General features: G+C 61.7%; 2 protein-coding genes. One reads left to right on the top strand and one right to left on the bottom strand.

Going from position 1 to position 3,599, the window contains the following annotated elements:
* Positions 1-670 (top strand): DUF5666 domain-containing protein (locus NZM16_RS07245; RefSeq protein ID WP_295479640.1); only part of this gene is annotated, 670 nt, incomplete at its 5' end.
* A 27-nt stretch (positions 671-697) separates the two neighbouring features.
* Here NZM16_RS07245 and NZM16_RS07240 read toward each other — a convergent pair.
* Entirely contained in the window at positions 698-3,445 is a 2,748-nt protein-coding gene (locus tag NZM16_RS07240) for a histidine kinase N-terminal 7TM domain-containing protein (protein ID WP_295479638.1), read from the bottom strand.
* Positions 3,446-3,599: the final 154 nt, after the last annotated feature.

The following is a 3,599-nucleotide window of genomic DNA, read 5'->3' as shown; positions in this document are numbered from 1 at the left end:
ATATCGCACCCTCGCCCAGCGCCGAGGTTCCGGCACGGTGATCTGGAAGGGCCGGATTGAGGCGATCGAAGGGACCACCTGGCGCATCGGGGGGGTTCCGGTGGAGATCTTTCCAGCAACGGAAATCCTGGGGCCAGCAGCTCTGGATCAGAGGGCCGCTGTGACGGCTTTCCTGGGCCCGGAGGGGCAGCTGATCGCGGCACGGGTTCAGGTGACTTCGGAAACCCCTACGCCGACGTTCGAGCCGACCCGGACGCCGCTGGAGACGCCGGAGACGCCTACGATGGCCCCCACACCCACACAAACGCTTCGGCCAATGCCTTCGCCCACCATCCCACCGTCGCCTACCGCCCCATCGGTTCCAGCCGTTACTCCGTTGCCGCCAGCGACGGCGACGCCGACCCCTGCTCCGGAGAAAACCCGGGAGCCGACCCGGACGCCCCGGCCCACCCGAACCCCTGAGGATCATGAAGGTGGAGAAACCATCGAGTGGAAGGGGATCCTTCAAGCGATTTCCGGATCTGCCTGGACGATCGAGGGTCGGGCGGTGCAGGTCACCGGGGAGACCGAAATCCGGGGCGATCCCCGGATTGGAGATCGGGTGGAGGTCCGGGCGAGGCGCCAGCCGGATGGCATCCTGATTGCGGAGCGGATCGAGCGGGAGGATTAATGAAGCCTCGTGTTGTGACGTGAAACACTACCCATCTTCACTCACCGCATGCAAGGTGAACCAGAAGGTGCTTCCCTGACCGGGGGCGCTTTCCACACCCACCTCACCGCCCAGCTTCTCGACGATCATCCGCACAATTGAGAGGCCGATCCCATGGCCTCCTGCATGTCGGGATCGAATTCCGAAAGGAGCGAACAAGCGAGCCTGCTCTTCCAGAGGAATCCCTGGTCCGTTATCTTTTACCCAGAATCGAACCCGCCCGTCGGGAAGTGAGTCCGCCCCCAGCTCCACTATGGGCGGCCGTCCCCCATGCTGAATCGCGTTGCTGAGATAGTTCACCCACACCTCCTCCAGCCAGGGGCCATATCCCAGTGCGCTGGACCATGACTCGGGAAGGAGGATGCGGGCGCCGGTCTCCGCAATCAACGGCTCCAGGCGCTCCAGGGCTTCTGCCACAATCGCTTCCATCGCCACCGGCTTGCGAGGCACCTCCGTGTATCGAACGCTGGCCAGCAGGAGCAGCTCCTCGATGATCCGATGCATCTTCCTCCCCGCGCGATCGATCATGCGCAACGAATCGCGCAGATCCTCCAGAGGCAGCGCTCCCAGTTCTCTCTCCAGGAATTCCGCTGTCCCGATGATGACACTCAACGGGTGTTTGAGATCATGGGCGACCATGTGGGCGAAGGCTTCCAGATCTCGATTTAACTGGTTTAATTCCTCGCGACGCTGTCGTTCCTCTTCCAGCAGCCGTGCTCGCTCCAAAGCAACCGCTGCCGAGTTGACGAAAGGTCCGATCAGTCGAAGGTGATCCTCCCGGAAAAAACCCGGCTGGTGGCTATCCAGCGCGAGCATCCCGATCACCCGATCCTGGACGATCAGGGGGATTCCCATCCAGGATCGAATGCGATCATGAGGGGGTTCTCGAAAGCTGGAATAGGCAGCGGGGGCATCGTCAAGAATGAGCGCCCGCCGCTCCAGGATGACCCGGGTGTTGGGGTTGTCCCCCGGAATGGGGAGGCGCAGTCTCATGGTGGATTCTGGAAGGTTGCTTTGGCCCACGATTTCCAGATAGCCCTCCCGGAGCCACTGAACAGAGGCGCTATCATAGGGGATCAACCGGCGAAGCTGTTCCAAAATGCGTTGAAGCATCTCCGTGAGGGTGGGGGCCTCCACGACCGCTGCAATGGCTTGTTGTAGCGTGTCCGCTTCCTGCCAGCGGGACCGGGCTTCTTCGAGGGAGCGGGCTTTTGCGATCGCCAGGGCCACGATCCGGGCCATAATCTCCCCACGGGCGATCTCCTCCTCGGCGAACTGGTGAGGGCTGTCGTAGGCGATCAGGAGACCTCCCAACCACTTTCCCTCCGCAATCATAGGGAGGGCCAGCATGGATCGGGTCGGAAACTGGGCGGCGATCTTCGGACTGAGGAAGGGGGTGTTAAATACATCTTCGATCGGAAGAGGATGGCCGGCTCGGAGCACGGATTCGGTAGCGGTGATTTCTCCTGGTTCGGCGTGAAGAGTAGGATAAATCTCCCGCATGGGACCATAAGCCGCCATGGGGATCGGCAGCCCGGTTCGTTCATCCCACAGGGTGATGTAGCAGCCATCGGCCCCCAGGATGCCGCCCAGTTGATCGGCCAACACCTGAAGCATCGATCGCAGGTCCGGCGTCTTCAGGGCGGCTCCGAGGATCTCATAGAGCGAACGCAGAAAGCGCTCCCGTTCCTCCAGGGCGAGTTCCATTTGTCTACGCTGGGTAATATCGCGGATCACGATCGCCCGGCCGATCACCCGACCCGACCGATCCTGCACCGGCGAGATTTGTAGCTCGTAGAATCGCCGGGCTTTTCCTTCCCCCAGGGCGATTTCCTCGCGGGCTTCCAGCACATCGCGGAAGCGAGCGACCAGCTCGGACCATGGGGCGAGGATCTCGCGGGCGGGTCGCCCCAAGACCTGACTGCGATCCAGATTGAGCATGCGAGCGGCTGCCGGGTTGAGATCGACGATGCGATTGACAGCATCCAGGACGATCAAGCCGTCGCTCATGCTTTCCACGATCATCTCATGGGCGATGGGGGTTACGTCCAGAAGTCGGAATCGGTAAGTTCCCCAGACCAGGGCGATCCCGCTTACCACAAAGCCGTAAGGGGTCAGATCAAAGACCACGCGGGGGAAGGGGTTCACCAGCGCGGTAAGCCCGTTCGCAATCCATGGGGCTATCACGCTAACCAGCAGCGCCCCCGCTTGGCCCTGATAGAGAGGAGGGCGATGGCGCAGGAATCGAAGGAACAGAGCGGTTGACAGGAGTAGCGCCCCATACGCATAGGCTACATGGATGTAGAACCACGCGCCGTGAATGACCTCCATACGGGGGAAACCCCCGTGGGTGTCCAGGGCGACAGTGGCCCAGATCAGGCCGTGATGCTCGTTCGTCCAAGCCAGCCCGATGGTGAGCAGCGGTTCCAGGCTGAGGACCCCCAGGCGGATCGGAGAGGTCCAGCGGGCCCGCCCTGTGTACTGCAGAGCGACGATCAGCCAGAGAGTAGGAACGAAAGCGATTCCCGGATATTGCACTTTGGCCCAGAAGATCTTGTTAGGGAGATCGATCTGCAGGAGCTCCAGGGCATAGCCGGAGGTCCAGAGGGCAATCAGCATGTTCAGAAGGAAGAGGGCCGTCGACCCAGGGGCAGGTCGGGCCCGCCAGGCATACACGGCTACCCCGAGAGCGATGGAAGCAGCCCCAAACAACATAAGAATGAGGGGATTCAGCATGAGCCTTTTCCCCTCGTTAACGATATGTTTGCAAACGCCGTCCGTGGGCTCGATGAACCAGGCGATCCGCGCGGGCCTGGACTTGGCGCAGGATCTCTTCTTTGTCCAGCGTCAGCAGCTGGCGCCTTTCCATCAACACCTTTCCGTTCACGAT

The organism is Thermoflexus sp. (genome assembly GCF_025055495.1).
Lineage (GTDB): Bacteria > Chloroflexota > Anaerolineae > Thermoflexales > Thermoflexaceae > Thermoflexus.
Note: the sequence above shows the minus strand (reverse complement) of the source record. Positions and strands in the feature narration are given on the sequence as shown.

Bases quoted from the DNA above. Each gene is read 5' to 3' on its own strand.
- NZM16_RS07240 (WP_295479638.1), bottom strand. From the start codon at position 3,445: ATGCTGAATCCCCTCATTCTTATGTTGTTTGGGGCTGCTTCCATCGCT.